Genomic DNA, 19,242 nt, shown 5'->3' with positions numbered 1-19,242 from the left:
TGCCTTCCTGGTGGCAAGGGGTGGCCCGGGCTCAGCCGACGACTGGGGGGAGGGGCCGACGGTCGCCGCGCACCCAGGTCTCCTCGTCCTCGGCGAGGTAGTCCGGGCGCTGACCATGCTGTTGGTCCTTACGCGAGCCCGAGGGCTGCGCCGCGTTCGCCACCGTCCCCGTACGGCCAGAGGAGGTCGTTGTTCCTGCGCGGCCGGTCGCCGCACCGTGCGCTCCTTCGGCCGCATTGGATGCCGGGCGGACGAGACCCGAGCCTCCTGGTGTGAAGGGACGTCCACCGCCGCGGACCTGCTGCACCGGCCGATTGCCGACGACGCCGCCCGTCTCCGACGCAAGGCGACGGCCGCCGGCCAGGCCCTTGGCGGAGCCCGGACCTTCGCCAGGGGTCCCGGTCCCCGTGGGGACCCCGCGTGTCATGCCTGTCCGGCCCTGGATGCCTTCCTTACCGATGACCGTTCCACGCGGGATGCCGTTTTGCGGCCGGGCCGGGCCCGACGTGACAGGTCGGCCTCCGGTGATACCGGTCTCTCGCGGGACACGCGGTGTTCGCCCGTTCGCGGTACCACCGGATGCGGTTGTCTGCGGAAGCTGGGAGGGCGATGGAAGCCGCGGCGTGGAGGCCGGGCCGGGTACACGGTTGCCGCTGCCGAAGACAGGTGGCACGGTGGTCGGCTGGCCGGTCACCGGCAGGTCCTGGTGGGGGACGGCTGTATGAGGCGTGGGAGGAACCGTCGTGCTCGGAGTTGGGGTCCGCGGGAGCGTGTCCACCCCGTCAAGGCCGAGGGACGCGGGCTCCGAGGCGTGAATGCGCGGCGTGGCGACGTGCGATGTGGTCTGCTCGGGGATGGTGTGGGAAGCAGCGACGCCACGGCCACCGGACCCCGTGGCAGCCATCCCTGAACCATGGGCCATGGACGACGACGTGCCGCCCTCCAGAGACGTGTCGCTCGCCGACATGTGCTCTTTGCCGCCGCCGTACCACCAACGATCCGACCCCGCCCGCCCTGCCGGCGGCGAAAACGTAGGCGGAGTCACACTGTTCACCTGTTGCGCAGAGTACTCGTACGTCTGCGCAAGCTTCCGCATCTGCTGAGCCGCCTCAGCCCGAGCTGCCTCGATCCGTCCCTGTGCCGCCGTGGCGTCGGTCTTGGCCGTCTGGGCCAGTTTCCGCGCGTCGGGATCGTTGTGGGCGCCGGGCTGCTTGGCCGCTGCGATCGTGGCGTGGGCATCGGCGAGATCCGTCTTGGCCCGCGTCGTCTCGGAGACGTCCGGCATGGCCGCCTTCGCCTCGGCGATGGCCTGCGACACCGTGCCCATCCAGCGGGACGCCACCTCGGCGTACTGCCCCAGGCGCAGCGTGGCGCTTGCCGTCTGCCCGCCCCAGTCCCGGAACGCGTCGCCGCCTTCGCCCTGCCACTCGAGGCCCTTGACGTGCTTCATGAGGTCGTCGCCGATCTTGGTGATCGTCGAGGCGGCCTTGGCCAACTTGCCGGTCAGGTGTGACGCGCCCGACGAGCTTGCCGAGTCGATCAGGGCGGCGAGCTGCTCGTGCGTCATCGACTCGAAGTCGGTGCGGGCCGGCTGCGGTTCCCGCCTGTTCGGCTGCTCGCCCATCACCACTTCTCCTTGGTGCCCTCGGAACCGGACGTGGTCGAGGTGTCCGGCTGCTCCACGTACGGATCCCGGTCAACCACGTAGTACTTCTCCGCCTCCGCGTTGACCTCCTTCATCCGCGTCCGGATGTCGTCGTCCAGGTTCGCGTAACCCACCCGCGACGCGTGCACCGCCAGTCCCATCCCCTCGATCTGCGCGCCGAGCGCCTTGGAGAGGTTCTCCAACTCGTCGTGGACGAGGGTGTACGAGTCGTAGAGGAACTGTGCTTCCTTGAAGTCGGAGGAGCCCAGCTGGGCGCGGGACAGGCGGTCCTGGCCGACCTTGCCCGGGGCCGCCTCCGACTTGTCGAGCTCGATCAGGAGCTCGTCGACGCGCTTCTTGAAGTTCTTCATGGCGCTGTGCTGAATGTCCAGCGCCATCTGCGGGTTCACTCCGGCCAGGCTGTCGAAGGACTTGCCCGTGTCCGGCGCGTCGTGGGCACCGCCCGACCCGCCGCCCCCGTTCGAACTCACTTCAGCTGCCTCCCCGTTCTCCCCGTTGCGCTCCGTTCACCCGAACGAAGTAAAGACTCGATCGATCACTCTAATGGCGTTGCGGAAGCAACCCCACCTGAATCAGCGACGTACCGCGCTTGCGCGACACGAACACGCCACGTCCCGGCGGCATCGGCCGCGCTCGCACCGTGCCGAGGATGTCGCCCTCGCTCGGGTCGCCCGAAAGGACCACGCCCTGCGCGCCGAGCTCCTTGACCCGCTGCATGAAGGACTCGTACATGGCACGGGAGGCACCGGCCGCGCTGCGGGCGATGATGAACTTGACACCCACGTCGCGTGCGAAGGGCAGATGGTCGACCAGCTGGGACAGCGGGTTGCCCGAATTGTTGGCGACCAGCTCGTAGTCGTCGATGAGGACGAACAGTTGCGGGCCGTTCCACCAACTGCGGTCGCGAAGCTGCTGGGGCGTGATGTCCGGCTTCGGCGCACGCATCTCCATGAACTGACGGATCGCGTCCATGTGGACCTGCATCGCCGACGCCATCGGGGCGTACTCCAGCAGGTGCTCCTCGGACACCGCCTCCAGCATCGTGCGCCGGTAGTCGCCGACGACGATGCGCGCCTCCGCCGGCGTGTAGCGCTCCGCGATCTGCTGCGCGATCAGCCGCAGCAGATTCGTCTTGCCGGACTCGCTCTCACCGAAGACGAGGAAGAACGGGTCGCTGTCGAGGTCGATGAAGACCGGCTCCAGGTTCGCCTCGTCGATGCCGATCGCGATGCCGTGCTGCGGGAACTCGAAGCCCTTGGGCAGCTGGTCGGCGGGCAGCTTGCGGGGGAGCAGGCGGACCGTGGGGGCCGCCGGGCCCTGCCAGTTGGCCTTCGCCGCCTGGACCAGCTGTGCCGTCGCCTCCGCCAGGTCGTCCGGGGACGGTGACGAGTCGATGCGCGGCAGCGCCGTCATGAAGTGCAGCTTCTCCGGCACCTGGCCGCGGCCGGGGACGCCCGCCGGTACGTTCATTGCGACCTTGCGGTCGAACTCGGAATCCATGACGTCGCCCAGGCGCAGTTCCAGGCGGCCCAGGATCTGGTCCTTGAGGGCCGCACGGACCTCCATGTAGCGCGAGGCCGAGATGACGACATGGACGCCGTAGCCCAGGCCCCGGCCCGCGATGTCGTTGACGATGCCTTCGAGGCCCTCGTAGTCCGTCTTGAAGTTGCCCCAGCCGTCGATGACGAGGAACACGTCACCCCAGGCCTCGCCGGGCAGTTCGCCCGCCGCGCGGCGCCTGCGGTACGTCGTGATGGAGTCGACGCCGTTGGCGCGGAAGAACTGCTCGCGGCGGTTGAGGATGCCCGCCACCTCCGCGACCGTACGGCGCACGCGCTCGGGGTCGAGCCGGGACGCCACGCCGCCCACGTGCGGGAGGTCCGCCAGCGTCACCAGACCGCCGCCACCGAAGTCCAGGCAGTAGAACTGCACCTCGTGCGGCGTGTGCGTCAGCGCGAACGACGTCACCAAGGTGCGCAGGAACGTCGACTTTCCGGACTGCGGACCACCCACGATCATCGCGTGGCCCGCGGCACCCGAGAAGTCCCGGTACAACACCTCGCGCTTCTGCTCGAAGGGCTTGTCGATCAGACCCAGCGGAACCGTCAGGCCGCCCAGGCGCGTGTACTCCGGCGCCTGCAGGCCGCGCTCGGGGGTGACCGCCAGCGCCGGGAGCAACTGGTCCAGCGTCGGTGCCTGGTCCAGCGGGGGCAGCCACACCTGATGCGCGGGTACGCCCTGGCCCTCGAGCCGCTGCACGATGACGTCCAGGACGGTGTCGGCCAGGGCGTCGTCCTCCGGACGGGCGGCCGGTGCGTTCGTCTGCGCCGGATCCGGAGCCACATACGCCACCGGCACGGGTGGCGCCGTGAAGAGCGCCGGGCGGCGCTCTATGGGCAGGCTGCCCTGCGTGACCTCGGGCCCGCCCGCGCGGTACGTCCCGGAGACGTACGCCGCCTTGAAGCGCACCATCTCCTCCGTGCCGAACTTCAGGTACCCGGAACCGGGCACCGACGGCAGGTGGTAGGCGTCCGGCACGCCCAGTGCCGCGCGCGACTCCGCCGCGGAGAACGTCCGCAGACCGATCCGGTACGACAGATAGGTGTCCAGGCCCCGGAGCTTGCCCTCCTCGAGACGCTGCGAGGCCAGCAGCAGGTGCACACCCAGGGAGCGGCCGATGCGGCCGATCTGGATGAACATGTCGATGAAGTCCGGCTTAGCCGTGAGGAGTTCGCTGAACTCGTCGATCACGAGGACGAGGGAGGCCAGTGGCTCCAGGGGTGCACCGGCGGCGCGCGCCTTCTCGTAGTCGTGGATGTTGGCGTAGTTGCCGGCCGCGCGCAGCAGTTCCTGGCGCCGCTGGAGCTCACCGCGGATCGCGTCGCCCATGCGGTCGACCAGGGTCAGGTCGTCGGCGAGGTTGGTGATCACGGCGGCGACATGCGGCATCTGCGACATGCCGGCGAAGGTCGCGCCGCCCTTGAAGTCGGCGAGCACGAAGTTCAGCGTCTCGGAGGAGTGCGTGACCGCCAGGCCCAGCACCAGGGTCCGCAGCAGCTCCGACTTGCCGGAGCCGGTTGCGCCCACGCACAGGCCGTGCGGGCCCATGCCGTCCTGCGCGGCCTCCTTGAGGTCCAGCATGACGGGCTGGCCGCCCTCGCCGACACCGATCGGCACCCGCAACCGCTCCGGTGTCGAACGGGGCCGCCACGTGCGCGTGACGTCCACGGAGGCAGCGTCGCCGAGACCCAGCAGATCCGTGAAGTCCAGGTTGGCGAGCAGGGGTTCGTCATCGTCCCCGCCGCCCATACGGAGCGGTGCGAGCTGGCGTGCGAGCGCCTCCGCGGCGGGCAGGGACAGCCCGTCGGGCACACCCTCGTAGGCGACCCCGCCACCGGAGTCCAGCCACAGGCGTTCCGGCCGTACAACGATCGACAGATCACCGCGGGGCTGGTCGAGGTCGCCGGAGACCACCTCGACGATGGTCACGCCCTGCAGGCCCTCGGCCGCCGCGAACGCCGAAGTCGGGGGCACCATGCCGCCGTCGAGAACCACCAGGATGTGCGGTTGGTCCAGCAGCGGCTGACCGTCCCGGCTGAAGCGCGGCCGGCCGTCCAGGCGGGCCGCCAGCAGTTGCTCCAGCTCGCCGAGGTCGTCTCCGAAGAGGCGGCGCGTGCCCGCGCCGTCGAACTGCCCCGCCAGCTGGCAGTGCGGAAGCCACTTCGTCCAGTCCCAGCGGGCGACCGCGCCCGGCGCCGTCACCACGGCCACGATCAGGTCGTCGGGGGAGTGCAACGTGGCGGCCTGGGCCACCAGCGCGCGTGCCGCGGACTGGGCGCACTCCGGCGCGCCGGACACCGTGACGTGGTAGAAGGCGCGCAGCGAGACCGCCACCGGCAGGCCGTCCATCTGGCCGTGCACGGCCAGGAACCGCTGCATGGCACCGGCGCACAGCGGCTCCAGCTCGTCCACCGGCGCGGTGTGCGGTGCCATCAGGGGAGTGGACAGCTGCTGCGGGCCGAGTCCTATCCGCACCTGCCCGAAGTCACCGTCGCCGACGCGCCGTTCCCACACCCGGCTGCCCTCGGCGACCACCGACCACAGCTGTTCGGGAGACGGGTGGAGGTACAGCTGCGCGTCGCGTTGGCGCAGCGCGGTCTTGCGCACTGTACGCCGGGTCTGCGCGAGGTAACGGAGGTAGTCGCGGCGCACATCTGCCATTTGCCCTTGCGTACCGCGGCGGTAGCGGACGATCTGTGAGACCACCATCGCGGCGGTCGACATCAGCATCACCACGCCCATGATCCGCATGAACGGGTGGGCGTTCGGAGACGCGAAGTAGAACACCACGGACGAGCCCATGCCGAGAGTGGGCAGGACCTGCATCAGCATGCCCTCCTGCTGCCCGCGCGGCAGCTCGGGAGGAGCTTCCAGTTGTAGCTCGTCCGAGGACACTTCGGGCGGCAGGGAGCGTGGTGGGCGCCTGATGACGAGCTGGCTCACCGGAGCATCAATCTCCCTATACGGACGATCGGTTGATCACCGGCACCCCCGTGGTGACGGCCGTCGTCCGCTTGCCGGCGATCCTACTTGCCACCACTGACACTGAGTGCCGGTAGGGTGACGCCCGCAGCGTACGCATCCGCGAACAGGGGGTCAGTGAAGGTGAGTACGACCGCGGCGACAGGATTCTGCAGGGTCACGGTGGTGGCGCCCGACAGCCGGATCGACGTGGCTCTCCCGGTGGACATCGCCGTCGCGGACGTCTACCCCGAGATCCTCCGCCTCACGAGCCAGACCCAGCCCGCCGGCGCCCCGACCGGGTACCACTTGGTCCGCCGTGACGGCAGCGTCCTCGACGGCGCCCGCACCCTCGCCGACGAACGGGTGCTCGACGGTGAGGTGCTGAGCCTGCGCCCCTTCGCCGAGTCGCTGCCGCCCGCGGTCTACGACGACGTCTCGGACGCGGTTGCCTCCGCCGTCGTACGCGACCGGCACCTGTGGAGCGACGAACTGCTGCGCGTCGCGGGACTCACCGCCGGTGCGCTGCTCCTGCTGCTGTGCGGATTCGTCCTCTGGTACGCCGACCCCGTACGCCACGACATGCACGGCCTGCCCGGCATCATCGCCGGCGGTCTCGGCCTGCTGCTGACGGCTTTCGCGGGCGTACGCGCGCGGGTGTACGCCGACCGGGCCTCGGCGGTCGCCCTCGGACTCGGCGCGCTGCCCCTGCTGATGATCGCGGGCTCCGGGGTCGTCGCGCCGGCGGGTGGGCAGGGACCGGGCAAGTTGCAGTTCATGCTCGGCTGTGTGGCCGTCCTGGTCGCCTCGGTCACCCTGGTCGCACTCACCCCCGGAGGGGACGCGCCCTTCGTGGCCGCCTCCTTCCTGGCGACCGTCGGCACCCTGGCGACCTTCGCGGCCGTCCTCACCGACGCCTCCGCCACCGACGCCGCCTCGGTGTGCGCCCCCGTCGCGATCGGACTGGTCGCCTTCCTGCCGGGCCTGTCGGCACGCTTCGCCCGGCTGCCCATCGGTTACGCCTCGCCGCGCTCCGCCACCCACGACGACTTCGACCCCGACCCCACGCAGGGCGCGGACGCGGACCCCCTCGACGCCGAACGCATCGCCGCCCAGGCCAGGCGCGGTCACGAGATGCTGCTCGGACTGGTGGGCGGCACGGCGGCCGTCGTCGTCGCCTCCGCCGCGGTCCTCGGCTTCTCCGACAACCTGTGGGGCCAGCTCCTGGCGCTGACCACGGGCCTGGCCATGCTCATCCGCGCGCGGCTCTTCCGGTACACCGCCCAGGTGGCCTGCGTCCTGGTCGCCGGCCTCGCGGCCGTCGCGCTCCTGCTGCTCGGCCTCGCGCTGAACCCGCCGTCCGACGCCCTGACCGACTTCGTCCTGCACGGCGACCGTGGCGCCCTCGACCTGCGCACGGCCTGGCTCACGGCGGCCGTCGCCGCCGGTGCCGCACTGATCACCGCGATCGGTCTCGTCGTACCGCGCAAGGGCCTGTCACCCTTCTGGGGCCGCTTCCTCGACCTCGCCGAGGGAGCCGTTCTGCTCGCTCTGGTCCCCCTGTGCCTCGCGGTGCTGGGCGTCCTCACCGACGTACGATCCATGGTCGGCTAGGCCGACGGCATTGCAGCCCGTGGGCACTGGTACCCTGAGTGACGGCCGTTTGTGTACGCACCCCCGGAGCCCCGCAGGCACCCCCTGCAAGCCCTGGAGGCCGCGCGCAGCGGATCCCCGCCTTCCGAGTGACGGAAGTTCCCCCGAGCAGAAGACCGGGGGCGCTCGGTCGGCCACTCACAGACTATGAGGAGTACGCGTGTCGCTCGACGCCGCTACGAAGAAGCAGATCATCGGCGAGTTCGGTACCAAGGAGGGTGACACCGGCTCCCCCGAGGTCCAGGTCGCTATGCTCTCCCGTCGGATCTCCGACCTGACGGAGCACCTCAAGACCCACAAGCACGACCACCACTCCCGCCGTGGTCTGCTCATCCTGGTCGGTCAGCGCCGTCGGCTGCTGCAGTACCTGGCCAAGAAGGACATCCAGCGCTTCCGTACGCTGGTCGACCGCCTCGGCATCCGCCGCGGTGCTGCGGGCGCCAAGTAAGACGTCGTGAAGGGAGCGGTTCCCGATAGGACTCGGGGGCCGCTCCCTTTGCCGTACGTGCGGAAACGTGCGGAGTGTCACTCACGCTTTGTAGTGTGGTAGCACAACGCATTACGGACGACACAGCACAACAAGAAGAGGAGAAGCGCACCAAGCCGCCGCCGGTCCTCGGTAGTGGCCCCCGGGGGAAGCGAACCCCGGGTGCTTCGATCGAAGACCGGCCCGCACCGCACGGAGCGCTTCTCCGCAACCGTCCCCCTGTCATACGGGCAGCCAGGGACGAAGACGAGGAGAAAACGCTAGTGGAGAACGAGACCCACTACGCCGAGGCCGTCATCGACAACGGCGCCTTCGGCACCCGTACGATCCGCTTCGAGACGGGCCGCCTGGCCAAGCAGGCCGCCGGCTCCGCCGTTGCGTACCTGGACGACGACACCATGGTGCTGTCGGCCACCACCGCATCCAAGAACCCCAAGGACCAGCTCGACTTCTTCCCCCTGACGGTGGACGTCGAGGAGCGGATGTACGCCGCCGGCAAGATCCCCGGCAGCTTCTTCCGCCGTGAGGGCCGTCCCTCCGAGGACGCGATCCTCACCTGCCGCCTGATCGACCGCCCGCTGCGCCCGTCCTTCAAGAAGGGCCTGCGCAACGAGATCCAGGTCGTCGCGACGATCATGGCCCTCAACCCCGACCACCTGTACGACGTCGTGGCGATCAACGCCGCGTCCGCGTCCACGCAGCTGGCCGGTCTGCCCTTCTCCGGCCCGATCGGCGGCGTCCGCGTCGCGCTGATCCGTGGCCAGTGGGTCGCCTTCCCGACGCACACCGAGCTCGAGGACGCCGTCTTCGACATGGTGGTCGCCGGTCGCGTCCTGGAGGACGGCGACGTCGCGATCATGATGGTCGAGGCCGAGGCCACCGACAAGACCATCCAGCTGGTCGCGGGCGGCTCCGAGGCGCCGACCGAAGAGGTCGTCGCCGCCGGCCTCGAGGCCGCCAAGCCCTTCATCAAGGTCCTGTGCAAGGCCCAGGCCGACCTCGCCGCGAAGGCCGCCAAGCCGACCGGCGAGTTCCCGATCTTCCTCGACTACCAGGACGACATCCTGGAGGCGCTCTCCGCCGCCGTCCGCCCGGAGCTCGCCTCCGCGCTGACCATCGCGGGCAAGCAGGAGCGCGAGTCCGAGCTGGACCGCGTCAAGGCGCTCGCCGCCGAGAAGCTCCTGCCGGAGTTCGAGGGCCGCGAGAAGGAGATCTCCGCCGCGTACCGCTCGCTGACCAAGCAGCTGGTCCGTGAGCGCGTGATCAAGGAGAAGAAGCGCATCGACGGCCGTGGCGTGACGGACATCCGTACGCTCGCCGCCGAGGTCGAGGCCCTCCCGCGGGTGCACGGCTCCGCGGTGTTCGAGCGTGGCGAGACCCAGATCCTGGGCGTCACCACCCTGAACATGCTCCGCATGGAGCAGCAGCTGGACACCCTTTCCCCGGTGACCCGCAAGCGCTACATGCACAACTACAACTTCCCGCCGTACTCCACCGGTGAGACCGGCCGCGTCGGCTCCCCGAAGCGCCGCGAGATCGGCCACGGCGCCCTCGCCGAGCGCGCGCTGGTGCCGGTGCTGCCGGCGCGCGAGGAGTTCCCGTACGCGATCCGCCAGGTCTCCGAGGCGCTGAGCTCCAACGGCTCGACGTCCATGGGCTCGGTCTGCGCCTCCACCATGTCGCTGCTGAACGCCGGTGTGCCGCTGAAGGCCCCGGTCGCCGGTATCGCCATGGGTCTGATCTCCCAGGAGATCGAGGGTGAGACGCACTACGTCACCCTCACCGACATCCTCGGTGCGGAGGACGCCTTCGGTGACATGGACTTCAAGGTCGCCGGCACCAAGGAGTTCGTGACCGCCCTCCAGCTCGACACCAAGCTGGACGGCATCCCGGCCTCCGTCCTGGCCGCGGCCCTCAAGCAGGCCCGCGACGCCCGTCTCCACATCCTCGACGTGATGATGGAGGCCATCGACCGGCCCGACGAGATGTCCCCGCACGCCCCGCGGATCATCACCGTCAAGATCCCGGTCGACAAGATCGGTGAGGTCATCGGCCCCAAGGGCAAGATGATCAACCAGATCCAGGAGGACACCGGCGCCGACATCACCATCGAGGACGACGGCACGATCTACATCGGTGCCGCCGACGGCCCGTCCGCCGAGGCCGCGCGCGCCACGATCAACAGCATCGCCAACCCGACGATGCCCGAGGTCGGCGAGCGCTACCTCGGTACGGTCGTGAAGACGACCACCTTCGGTGCGTTCGTCTCCCTGCTGCCCGGCAAGGACGGTCTGCTGCACATCTCGCAGATCCGCAAGCTGGCCGGCGGCAAGCGCGTGGAGAACGTCGAGGACGTCGTCGGCGTGGGCCAGAAGGTCCAGGTCGAGATCGCCGAGATCGACTCCCGCGGCAAGCTCTCCCTGATCCCCGTGATCGAGGGCGAGGAATCCGCAGCCGACAGCGGCTCCGCCGCGGGCGGCGAGGACAAGAAGGACGACACCGACAAGTGACGTCGAGTAGCTCCAAGACGACGGCCCGCACCTCTTCGGAGGCGCGGGCCGTCGCCCGTACCCAAACCCTGATCAAGGGCGCCGGTGGGATCGGTACGGTCCGTAAGACCACCCTCCCGGGCGGCCTGCGCATCGTCACGGAGACCCTGCCCTCCGTGCGCTCGGCGACCTTCGGCATCTGGGCGCACGTCGGCTCCCGCGACGAGACGCCCGCGCTGAACGGCGCCACGCACTATCTGGAGCACCTGCTCTTCAAGGGCACCGGCCGCAGGTCGGCGCTGGACATCTCCTCCGCCATCGACGCGGTCGGCGGCGAGATGAACGCGTTCACGGCGAAGGAGTACACGTGCTACTACGCGCGCGTGCTCGACACCGACCTGCCGCTCGCCATCGACGTCGTCTGCGACATGCTCACCGGCTCGCTGATCCTCGAAGAGGACGTCAACGTCGAGCGCGGCGCGATCCTCGAGGAGATCGCGATGACCGAGGACGACCCGGGCGACTGTGTGCACGACCTGTTCGCGCACACGATGTTCGGCGACAACGCCCTCGGCCGCCCGGTCCTCGGCACGGTCGACACGGTCAACGCCCTGACCGCCGACCGCATCCGCCGCTTCTACAAGAAGCACTACGACCCCACCCACCTGGTGGTCGCGGCCGCGGGCAACATCGACCACAACAAGGTCGTGCGACAGGTCCGTGCCGCCTTCGACAGGGCGGGCGCCTTCAAGAGCACCGCGGCCGAGCCCGTCGCGCCCCGCAACGGCCGGCGCAGCATCCGCACCGCGGGCCGCGTCGAGCTCCTCGGCCGCAAGACCGAGCAGGCGCACGTCGTCCTCGGCATGCCCGGCCTGGCCCGCACGGACGACCGCCGCTGGGCGCTCGGCGTGCTGAACACGGCCCTCGGCGGCGGTATGTCCTCCCGTCTCTTCCAGGAGGTCCGGGAAAAGCGCGGCCTGGCCTACAGCGTGTACTCGTACACCTCGGGCTTCGCCGACTGCGGCCTCTTCGGCGTGTACGCGGGCTGTCGTCCCTCGCAGGTCCACGACGTGCTGAAGATCTGCCGCGACGAACTCGACCACGTTGCCGGGAACGGTCTGTCGGACGACGAGATCGGCCGCGCCATAGGGCAGTTGCAGGGCTCGACCGTCCTGGGGCTTGAGGACACCGGCGCGCTGATGAACCGTATCGGCAAGAGCGAACTGTGCTGGGGCGAGCAGATGTCCGTCGACGACATGCTGACCCGGATAGCGGCCGTGACCCCGGACGAGGTCCGCGAGGTCGCCCGCGACATCCTGGGACAGCGTCCGTCGCTGTCGGTCATCGGCCCGCTCAAGGACAAGCAGGCCTCCCGGCTGCACGACGCCGTCGCCTGAAACCCTCCGGCTGAACACCCCGGCCAAACTTCTCCGGTTAGGAAACAAGAAGATGAGCAAGCTGCGCGTGGCGGTCCTCGGTGCCAAGGGCCGGATCGGTTCCGAGGCGGTACGGGCCGTCGAGGCCGCCGAGGACATGGAGCTGGTCGCCGCCCTCGGCCGGGGCGACAAGCTGGAGACCCTGGCGGAGACCGGTGCCCAGGTCGCGGTCGAACTGACCACCCCCGCCTCGGTGATGGGCAACCTCGACTTCTGCGTGCGCCACGGCATCCACGCGGTCGTCGGCACGACCGGCTGGACCGACGAGCGCCTGGCGCAGCTCAGGGGCTGGCTCGCCCAGTCCCCGGAGGTCGGCGTGCTGATCGCGCCGAACTTCTCCATCGGGGCCGTTCTGACCATGAAGTTCGCGCAGATCGCGGCACCGTACTTCGAGTCGGTGGAGGTCGTCGAACTCCACCACCCGAACAAGGTCGACGCCCCGTCCGGCACCGCCACGCGCACCGCCCAGCTCATCGCCGAGGCCCGCCGCGCCGCCGGCACGGCCCCGGCGCCGGACGCGACCGTGACGGCCCTGGAGGGTGCCCGGGGCGCCGACGTCGACGGCATCCCGGTGCACGCGGTCCGTCTGCGCGGCCTGCTGGCCCACCAGGAGGTCCTGCTGGGCGGCGAGGGCGAGACCCTCACCGTTCGCCACGACTCCCTGCACCACAGCAGCTTCATGCCGGGCATCCTGCTCGGCGTCCGCCGCGTGGTGTCGACCCCGGGCCTGACGTTCGGCCTGGAGCACTTCCTGGACCTGGGCTGATTCGAGGACCCCAGCACATGCGCGCGAAGATCTCCTATGCCGTGACGGCCGCCGTCCTGGTCTTCTACTTCGTCCTGGTCGGCAGCCGCGGCGTGATGCTCATCCAGTCCGGCACGCTCATCACCGTCACCTTCGGGGTCGCGGTGCTGATCCTGCCGGTGATCGGTCTGTGGTTCCTGTGGAAGAACACCCAGTTCGTCCGCAACGCCAACCGGCTCGCCGCCGAGCTCGACGCGGAGTGCGGCCTGCCCGTCGACGAGCTCAGGCGCACCCCCGGCGGCCGCATCGACCGTGACTCGGCCGACGAGGTCTTCGCCAAGCGCAAGGCCGAGACGGAGGCGTCCCCCGACGACTGGCGCAGCTGGTTCCGCCTGGCCGTCGCCTACCACGACGCCCGCGACACCCCCCGAGCCCGCAAGGCAATGCAACGAGCCATCACCCTCCACGCAGCCAAGCCGACCCAGCCCTGACAGGGAGGCGTACGCGTACGCATCAGGGGGCCGGCCTGCACCGCCGCGGACGGGCCCCTTCGCGTTGGTCCCACCGTTGGCCCGGCCGGCACTGAGCCGCGGATGCTTTCAATGGGCCTTGGCCGTGGCCACACCGGAGCGGATCTATGTCCGCACGTGTACGCAGGAGGGGGCGGCCCTCTCGCGTTGCCCCGGGTGGCAACTGGTCGGCACTGGGCCGCGCATGCTTTCGGCGGGCCTTGGCCCGGGTGCAGCAGGACGGTCTGCCCGGTCTGCCCGCATCACCGCGGGGCCCTTTCGCGTTGCTTCCGGCGTCTGCGTCGGTCCTCAGCCGCCATGTCTTCAACCGGCCTTGGCCGTGGATGTACCGGAGCGGACCTTTATCCGCACGTGTGTACGAGGGAGGGGCTGGCCCGAACCATCGCGGACCGGTCTTTCGCTTTGCCTGGGGCGTCAGCCCCGCCGCATTCCGCCGTCCGCGCCTCCAGCGGGACCTCGGCCGCGCCTGCGCGAGAGGTCGTCCGCATCACGGCGGACCGGTCCCATCGCGTTGCCCCGGGTGGCAGACCCGCCGGGTTTCGTCATCCACGCCTTCAGCGGACCCGCGGGGCACCTGCACGAAGCAGACGCCGGCCCGCCCTGCAGCGGACCGGTCCTTCGCGTCGCCCCGAGCGGCAGCCCCCAGCAGCCCCCGTCAGCCCCGGTGGCACTCCGCCGCCCATGCCTCCACCGCGTCCGCTGCTCTGTCGAAGGCCGAGGCGCGGCTCAGGAAGTCGAGGCCGTGTGTGCTCAGCAGCGGGGCCGTGTCCTCGGCGGGGCGGTCCTTCCGTACGAAGGTCAGCGCCTGGCCCTGCACCGTGCGAGGAAGACCCAGCCAGCGCACCGGCTGCTGCACCGTGCGCACCGAGACCACCCGCTTCCAGGGCACCGTACGCGTCACGAAGAAGGCCACCTGGCGCACCCCGCGCGCGCTCACCCACACGCCCATGCGCAGCAGCCGCAGCGCGCTGGCGATGATGGCCAGCGCGATGCAGAGGATCACCGCGGCGGAGGAGGACGAGCCGGTCAGGGCGATGAGGACCGCCGCGAACAGCACATACGAGGCGAGGAGAAGGCACAGCGCCGCGACGGCCACTCGCCACGGCCCGGGCCGGTAGGGGCGCCGCCAGCGCGTGCGGTCGTCGTACGGCAGGGCGGCGTCGTCGGCTGCCTCGAAGGTGCGGTCGGCCGTCAGGAAGGGCAGGGGCACGGCTGGTCCTCACTCATTCCATGCATGGGCTGTGCCCGGTGAGGCTATCCGCCTGGGTACACGCTCACCACCCTTGGGGGGCCGGAAGGGTCAGTGCCCCTGGGACGCCTGGGACTGCTGGGTCTGCGTGGTGGAGGGAGTGGACAGCGCCGGCCCACCGAGGACCACGGAGCCCACGAGCCCGGCGACGATCGTGAGCCCCAGCAGCCAGCGCCCGGCCATCTGACCGACGGAGGACCGCTGACGGGGCGGTGGAGCGACATTGCTGCGGAACGTGTCGGCTTCGGCGAGGAAGGCGAACGGGACGGGTTCGCGCCGACGGAACATCGGACTGCGTCTCCCTTCGGGGATCGAACGAGTGGGTCTCACCAACACAGACGAGCGAGAGACGCAAAAGGTGCCCTCTTGCCCCGAATTCACAGAAGTTCTCCGAAGTTCGCCGAAGATGTCGCGCCCCGGTACCGAACGCCCCGATGTCAGTGCCGGGCCGTAGAGTGGGCGCCGCCCGAGAGAAGTGATGGAAGGACCCTCCGAGCCGTGACCGACACCCCCGCCGACGCCCTCAAGCCCAGCTTCCGGAGCGACGTCACCGTAGAGCTGGTCAAGCACAGCGCGGCCGACTCCGACGTGCTGTGGGCCGCCCGAGTCTCCACCGCCGGCGAGCAGTCGCTGGACGAGCTGAAGAAGGACCCGGAGCGCTCCAAGGGCCTGATCAACTACCTGATGCGGGACCGGCACGGCAGCCCCTTCGAGCACAACTCGATGACGTTCTTCATCAGCGCCCCGATCTTCGTGTTCCGCGAGTTCATGCGGCACCGAGTGGGCTGGTCGTACAACGAGGAGAGCGGCCGCTACCGCGAGCTCCAGCCGGTCTTCTACGTCCCCGACGAGTCCCGCAAGCTGGTCCAGGAGGGCCGCCCGGGCAAGTACGTCTTCGTGGAGGGCACCCAGGCCCAGCAGGAGTTGGTCGGCCGCGTGATGGAGGACTCGTACGTCCACGCGTACGAGGCGTACCAGGAGATGCTCGCCGCGGGTGTCGCCCGCGAGGTGGCCCGCGCGGTTCTTCCGGTCGGCCTGTTCTCCTCGATGTACGCCACCTGCAACGCCCGGTCGCTGATGCACTTCCTCGGCCTGCGCACCCAGCACGAGCTGGCCAGGGTGCCGTCCTTCCCGCAGCGGGAGATCGAGATGGTCGGCGAGCGAATGGAGGCCGCATGGGCCGAGCTCATGCCGCTGACGTACGCCGCCTTCAACGGCAACGGCCGCGTCGCGCCGTAGCGCGGTACACGTGTGCGGGTCAGCCTGGTGAAGTGTCCGTATTGCGGCATTTGTAGAAGTTCATCTAGCCTGATCAAACGGACCCGGCACTGCTTGAACCCCCGAGCAGGCAGTGCCGGGCTCCGCATTTGTCATGACTTTCCCCGCACCCCAAGGGCAGACCACGCATTGAGCAGCGAGTAGCGTGTTACCCATGGCTCCGACCTCCACTCCGCAGACCCCCTTCGGGCGGGTCCTCACCGCCATGGTCACGCCCTTCACGGCGGACGGCGCACTTGACCTCGACGGCGCGCAGCGGCTCGCCACCCACCTGGTGGACGCAGGCAACGACGGCCTGATCATCAACGGCACCACCGGTGAGTCCCCCACCACCAGCGACGCGGAGAAATCGGACCTCGTACGAGCCGTACTGGAGGCCGTCGGCGACCGGGCCCACATCGTGGCCGGCGTCGGCACCAACGACACCCACCACAGCATCGAGCTGGCGCGAGCCGCCGAGCGCGTGGGCGCACACGGCCTCCTGGTCGTCACCCCGTACTACAACAAGCCCCCGCAGGAGGGCCTGTACCGGCACTTCACGGCCGTCGCCGACGCCGCCGAGCTGCCGGTCATGCTGTACGACATCCCCGGCCGCAGCGGCGTCCCGATCAACACGGAGACACTCGTCCGCCTCGCCGAGCACCCGAGAATCGTCGCCAACAAGGACGCCAAGGGCGACCTCGGCCGCGCCAGCTGGGCCATCGCCCAGTCCGGCCTGGCCTGGTACTCCGGCGACGACATGCTCAACCTGCCGCTGCTCTCCGTGGGCGCGGTCGGCTTCGTCTCGGTCGTCGGCCATGTGGTCACCCCGGATCTGCGGGCCCTCGTCGAGGCCTTCACCTCCGGCGACGTACAGAAGGCCACCGAGATCCACCAGAAGCTGCTCCCGGTCTACACCGGCATGTTCCGCACCCAGGGCGTCATGACGACGAAGGCCGCGCTCGCCCTCCAGGGCCTGCCCGCCGGGCCGCTGCGCGCGCCCATGGTCGAGTGCTCGACCGAGGAGATTGCCCAGCTCAAGATCGATCTTGCCGCGGGCGGGGTACAGCTCTGACACCAGACTTCACAACTGAATAGGCAGGACACCGGTGCCTGCACCCCACAACGACAACTGCTTCTGCACGAACGTCACGCGCGCCACGTGCCCTACCGGTACGTGGCGTGCGTGGTGAGGAGAGTCTTTTGAGTCATCCGCATCCTGAACTGGGCCCGCCCCCGCCGCTCCCCGAAGGTGGTCTGAGGGTCACCCCGCTCGGTGGCCTCGGCGAGATCGGCCGCAACATGACGGTCTTCGAGTTCGGCGGCCGTCTGCTGATCGTCGACTGCGGAGTGCTTTTCCCCGAGGAGGAGCAACCCGGAATCGACCTGATCCTGCCGGACTTCTCGTCCATCAGGGACCGCCTCGACGACATCGAGGGCATCGTCCTCACCCATGGCCACGAGGACCACATCGGCGGCGTTCCGTACCTTCTCCGCGAGAAGCCGGACATCCCGCTGATCGGCTCCAAGCTGACCCTCGCACTCATCGAGGCAAAGCTCCAGGAGCACCGCATCCGCCCGTACACCCTGGAAGTGGCCGAAGGGAACCGCGAGCGCGTCGGCCCCTTCGACTGCGAGTTCGTCGCGGTCAACCACTCCATCCCGGACGCCCTGGCCGTGGCCATCCGCACCCCCGCCGGCATGGTGGTGCACACGGGCGACTTCAAGATGGACCAACTGCCGCTGGACAACCGTCTGACGGACCTGCACGCGTTCGCGCGCCTGAGCGAGGAAGGCATCGACCTCCTCCTCAGCGACTCCACGAACGCCGAGGTCCCCGGCTTCACCCCGCACGAGCGGGACATCTCCAACGTCCTGCGCCAGGTCTTCGCGGGTGCCCGCAAGCGGATCATCGTGGCGAGTTTCGCCAGCCACGTCCACCGCATCCAGCAGATCCTGGACGCGGCACACGAGTACGGCCGCCGGGTCGCCTTCGTCGGCCGCTCGATGGTCCGCAACATGGGCATCGCCCGCGACCTCGGCTATCTGAAGGTCCCACCGGGACTGGTGGTCGACGTCAAGACGCTGGACGACCTGCCGGACAGCGAGGTGGTCCTGGTCTGCACGGGCTCCCAGGGAGAGCCGATGGCGGCCCTGTCCCGGATGGCCAACCGTGACCACCAGATCCGCATCGTCGAGGGCGACACGGTCATCCTGGCCTCGTCCCTCATCCCCGGCAACGAGAACGCGGTCTACCGCGTCATCAACGGCCTGACCCGCTGGGGCGCGAACGTCGTCCACAAGGGCAACGCCAAGGTGCACGTTTCCGGCCATGCCTCCGCAGGCGAGCTGCTGTACTTCTACAACATCTGCCGCCCGAAGAACCTGATGCCGGTCCACGGCGAATGGCGCCACCTGCGGGCCAACGCCGAGCTGGGCGCCCTGACGGGTGTACCGCACGACCGGATCGTCATCGCCGAGGACGGCGTGGTCGTCGACCTCGTCGAGGGCAAGGCGAAGATCTCCGGCAAGATCCAGGCCGGTTATGTGTACGTCGACGGCCTCTCGGTCGGCGACGTCGGCGAGCCGGCGCTCAAGGACCGCAAGATCCTCGGCGACGAGGGCATCATCTCGGTCTTCGTGGTGGTCGACTCGTCCACCGGCAAGATCACGGGCGGCCCGCACGTCCACGCCCGCGGCTCCGGGATCGACGACTCTGCCTTCGGAGAGGTCATCCCGAAGATCACCGAAGTACTGGAGCGGTCGGCGCAGGACGGCGTCGTGGAACCCCACCAGCTGCAGCAACTCATCCGCCGCACACTGGGCAAGTGGGTCTCGGACGCCTATCGGCGCAGGCCGATGATCCTGCCGGTCGTCGTGGAGGTCTGACACACGTACGACCCCTCGTACGCGTGAACCCGGAGCGGGGCGCCCCGATTTGCATCGGGGCGCCCCGCTCCAGTACGTTTACGGCTCCGCCTGAACGGGAACCCGCCGCCGTGTGCGCGCGGGAGGTCGTCCCGGAGCGGGTGGAAATTCCGACTCAGAATCTCTGATAAAGTCGGAGCCGCCGGAAAGGGAACCGCGAGAGCGGAAACCTGGAAAGCGCCGAGCAAATCGGGTCGAGAAAAGATCTGATAGAGTCGGAAACGCAAGACCGAAGGGAAGCGCCCGGAGGAAAGCCCGAGAGGGTGAGTACAAAGGAAGCG

The 19,242-nt window shown here is 69.5% G+C and carries 14 protein-coding genes; 9 read left to right on the top strand and 5 right to left on the bottom strand.

The window, feature by feature from the left end; genetic code table 11:
• Positions 1-31: 31 nt before the first annotated feature.
• From ACFY1J_RS33750 to eccCa, 3 genes are all read right to left on the bottom strand, one after another.
• Complete coding sequence (locus ACFY1J_RS33750; protein ID WP_390732525.1) at positions 32-1,624, bottom strand: WXG100 family type VII secretion target; 1,593 nt, start codon at positions 1,622-1,624, stop codon at positions 32-34.
• Positions 1,624-2,136 carry a hypothetical protein gene (locus tag ACFY1J_RS33745; RefSeq protein ID WP_390712428.1) on the bottom strand — a complete coding sequence of 171 codons (513 nt, stop codon included), beginning with the start codon at positions 2,134-2,136 and terminating at the stop codon, positions 1,624-1,626. The genes ACFY1J_RS33750 and ACFY1J_RS33745 overlap by 1 nt, the downstream gene beginning before the upstream one ends.
• 70 nt (positions 2,137-2,206) lie before the next feature.
• Entirely contained in the window at positions 2,207-6,169 is a 3,963-nt protein-coding gene (eccCa, locus tag ACFY1J_RS33740) for a type VII secretion protein EccCa (RefSeq protein ID WP_390732524.1), read from the bottom strand.
• Positions 6,170-6,331: 162 nt separating this feature from the next.
• Between eccCa and eccD the strand changes: the two genes are divergently transcribed.
• The 6 genes from eccD (at position 6,332) to ACFY1J_RS33710 (ending at position 13,488) form a co-directional block, all read left to right on the top strand.
• Positions 6,332-7,801, top strand: a complete 1,470-nt coding sequence (gene eccD / locus ACFY1J_RS33735) for a type VII secretion integral membrane protein EccD (RefSeq protein WP_390712430.1) — start codon at positions 6,332-6,334, stop codon at positions 7,799-7,801.
• Positions 7,802-8,000: 199 nt separating this feature from the next.
• Positions 8,001-8,288 (top strand): 30S ribosomal protein S15, encoded by a 288-nt coding sequence (gene rpsO / locus ACFY1J_RS33730; protein ID WP_263213330.1) that lies wholly within the window; start codon positions 8,001-8,003, stop codon positions 8,286-8,288.
• A 302-nt stretch (positions 8,289-8,590) separates the two neighbouring features.
• A complete protein-coding gene (locus ACFY1J_RS33725) occupies positions 8,591-10,837 on the top strand; it encodes a polyribonucleotide nucleotidyltransferase (protein WP_390712431.1) in 2,247 nt (748 codons plus the stop codon).
• Positions 10,834-12,213 carry a M16 family metallopeptidase gene (locus ACFY1J_RS33720; protein WP_390732523.1) on the top strand — a complete coding sequence of 460 codons (1,380 nt, stop codon included), beginning with the start codon at positions 10,834-10,836 and terminating at the stop codon, positions 12,211-12,213. Before ACFY1J_RS33725 ends, ACFY1J_RS33720 begins: the two co-directional genes overlap by 4 nt.
• A gap of 52 nt (positions 12,214-12,265) precedes the next feature.
• Positions 12,266-13,018 (top strand): 4-hydroxy-tetrahydrodipicolinate reductase, encoded by a 753-nt coding sequence (gene dapB, locus ACFY1J_RS33715; RefSeq protein ID WP_390712433.1) that lies wholly within the window; start codon positions 12,266-12,268, stop codon positions 13,016-13,018.
• Between the two features lie 17 nt (positions 13,019-13,035).
• Positions 13,036-13,488: a hypothetical protein gene (locus ACFY1J_RS33710; protein WP_390712434.1), complete on the top strand. Its 453-nt coding sequence runs from the start codon at positions 13,036-13,038 to the stop codon at positions 13,486-13,488.
• A gap of 694 nt (positions 13,489-14,182) precedes the next feature.
• Here ACFY1J_RS33710 and ACFY1J_RS33705 read toward each other — a convergent pair.
• Together ACFY1J_RS33705 and ACFY1J_RS33700 are read right to left on the bottom strand one after the other, a co-directional pair.
• Entirely contained in the window at positions 14,183-14,737 is a 555-nt protein-coding gene (locus tag ACFY1J_RS33705) for a hypothetical protein (protein WP_390712435.1), read from the bottom strand.
• A gap of 90 nt (positions 14,738-14,827) precedes the next feature.
• A complete protein-coding gene (locus ACFY1J_RS33700; protein WP_390712436.1) occupies positions 14,828-15,064 on the bottom strand; it encodes a hypothetical protein in 237 nt (78 codons plus the stop codon).
• Positions 15,065-15,274: 210 nt separating this feature from the next.
• Here ACFY1J_RS33700 and thyX point away from each other — a divergent pair, with 210 nt between their 5' ends.
• The 3 genes from thyX (at position 15,275) to ACFY1J_RS33685 (ending at position 18,922) form a co-directional block, all read left to right on the top strand.
• Positions 15,275-16,015 (top strand): FAD-dependent thymidylate synthase, encoded by a 741-nt coding sequence (thyX, locus tag ACFY1J_RS33695; RefSeq protein WP_390712437.1) that lies wholly within the window; start codon positions 15,275-15,277, stop codon positions 16,013-16,015.
• A 193-nt stretch (positions 16,016-16,208) separates the two neighbouring features.
• On the top strand, positions 16,209-17,108 hold the full coding sequence (gene dapA / locus ACFY1J_RS33690) for a 4-hydroxy-tetrahydrodipicolinate synthase (RefSeq protein ID WP_263213342.1): 900 nt from the start codon (positions 16,209-16,211) through the stop codon (positions 17,106-17,108).
• Positions 17,109-17,236: 128 nt separating this feature from the next.
• Positions 17,237-18,922 carry a ribonuclease J gene (locus tag ACFY1J_RS33685; RefSeq protein ID WP_390712438.1) on the top strand — a complete coding sequence of 562 codons (1,686 nt, stop codon included), beginning with the start codon at positions 17,237-17,239 and terminating at the stop codon, positions 18,920-18,922.
• The last annotated feature ends 320 nt before the right edge of the window (positions 18,923-19,242 follow it).

The sequence above is a fragment of the Streptomyces sp. NPDC001406 genome, from assembly GCF_042895285.1.
Taxonomy (GTDB): domain Bacteria; phylum Actinomycetota; class Actinomycetes; order Streptomycetales; family Streptomycetaceae; genus Streptomyces.
The sequence above is the reverse complement of the archived record's forward strand: the minus strand, read 5'-3'. Positions and strand labels throughout refer to the sequence as shown.